The sequence below is a fragment of the Kumtagia ephedrae genome, from assembly GCF_003012745.1.
Lineage (GTDB): Bacteria > Pseudomonadota > Alphaproteobacteria > Rhizobiales > Rhizobiaceae > Kumtagia > Kumtagia ephedrae.
The window spans coordinates 1-1,866 of sequence record NZ_PXYK01000066.1; the positions used below are offsets into that span (position 1 = coordinate 1).

Sequence of the window (1,866 nt, forward strand, 5' to 3'; positions counted from 1 at the left end):
TATCATGCGCTTCTTCAAGTCCACATTGCCGAAGAACTGGAAATCCTTCCGCGACACCGTCAACGACAATTTCCACATCGTCAGACCCGAGGCTTTTCGGGTCGTCGGGTAGGCGGGGTATTACTTTTTTCGGCCCGCGCGACCTTTGAACTGCTGCGGCCTTTCTGCCGAAAGAAAGTAAACTGTCCCCTGAGCATACGTCGTCCTCGCCACGCCCTGCATCGCAGTCTGGCCATTGAGAAGATCGGGAAGACGGGCGGCCGCAGGATCGCTCATCTAATTTTTTATGCGACCTTTCGGCCGCCCGTCCGGTGCTTCTTCGCCGCTTCATTTCCGGGTCATGGGATCGTACTCGCTACTCCGACTTAAGCGACGCCGGCGATATCCCGCTCATGACGGCTCCTCAGGCCATACCGGAGCCCCGTCCCGCTCAAGGACGGGATCGTTGGAAACTCTGAAGCAGCGCCGGACCTCGCGGCCACGTTAGCCGCTACCTTCCGGACACCGGCCCCTCCCCGCAAACCACCGTCATGATCGGCGTTCCCGCAGGAGGGACTGCCGGCAAGGATAAGGGAGGTGGAGAGGCAGGGGATAAAATGCCGCGAAAAGCACCTGCCGCTTCGCCGCGAGCTTCGCGGCGAAGACAGGTAAGTGCCGGGGACAGTTTACTTTTTTCCGCCAGCGCAAGCCTTGGGACGCCGCCGCTTTTCTGCGGAAAGAAAATAAACTGTCCCCCTGAGCCCATCCGCGCGAGCGCGGCAGCGCGCTGCTTTCTGCGCAAACATACAAGACTGGCTGCCGCGATGGCCAAGCCCTGCAAGCCGACCGAGAAAGCCAGACACACGGACCGGACTTTTGCTTCGCCGGCGCGTCCGCGCGAGCCACGGATCGGCCGTTCCGGCGCATTTTTGGAAAACCCATCCTGCCGGCGGCGCGCTTTTGAAATTCCCTCGCTCATATAATTCCACAAAATCTGTAGAGTTTATGCTGAAAGATCGATCCTGCCGGGAGCATGGAATGTCGAGGAAGCTTGTGGTGGGCGTGTCGGGGAACGTGACGCGCCCCTCGAAGACGAAGGCCTTCGTCGATCATATCGCCGGCCGGCTGGCGACAGCCATAGGAGCCGCGTCGAACACCTTCGACATCGAGGATCTCGGCCCGTCGCTCGGCGGCGCCAGGCGGCTTGCCGATCTCGACCCGGCCGCCGTGAACCTCGTCGAGCAACTCCTGGGCGCCGACGTCCTGGTGGTCGGATCGCCGACCTACAAGGGCAGCTACACCGGCCTGTTCAAGCACTTCTTCGATCTCATCGAGCCGGCATCGCTGCGCGGCAAGCCCGTCATCCTGGCAGCCACCGGCGGCGGCGAGCGCCATTCGCTGATCGTCGAGCACCAGCTCCGGCCGCTGTTCGGCTTCTTCGAGGCGCTGACCGTTCCGACCGCGATCTACGCTTCCGACAAGGATTTCGCCGGCGGCGCGCTGGCGTCCGAAGCGATCCGCGCCCGCGCCGACCAGGCGGTGGCCGAGGCGAGCCGGATCGTCGGCGGCCCGGCCCGCGTCAGCCTCGCCGCCTGAGCCGGACGCGCCCCGCAAGCGCGTCCGGCCGGCGGGCACTCGTCTTCGCCCAGGCGGCAAAACCAGCCATCGCCCACGGCAGCCTGTTCGACCCTCGCCGCCCAATGGCGAGGCGCCCGGCTGGTCGGCGTCCGACGACGATTTGCCGCCGCAATTCGCGGCGACCAGGGGAATCGCTTCAGGTTAATTCTGGGTCTGCCTGAGGAGGGTTTCGAGGTAGTGCTGATTGAGGTTTGCCTTTTTGCGTCTGACCTTGAGGCTGTGCTTGTCGTTTGCGGCGCGCACCATGTT

The 1,866-nt window shown here is 63.6% G+C and carries 1 protein-coding gene; it reads left to right on the forward strand.

The window, feature by feature from the left end:
- Positions 1 to 1,017 precede the first annotated feature (1,017 nt).
- A complete protein-coding gene (gene msuE / locus C7I84_RS29260) occupies positions 1,018 to 1,575 on the forward strand; it encodes an FMN reductase (RefSeq protein ID WP_106775729.1) in 558 nt (185 codons plus the stop codon).
- Positions 1,576 to 1,866 lie beyond the last annotated feature (291 nt).

Excerpts from the sequence above, each read along its gene's own strand:
- msuE (WP_106775729.1), top strand. The coding sequence starts at position 1,018 with ATGTCGAGGAAGCTTGTGGTGGGCGTGTCGGGGAACGTGACGCGCCCC.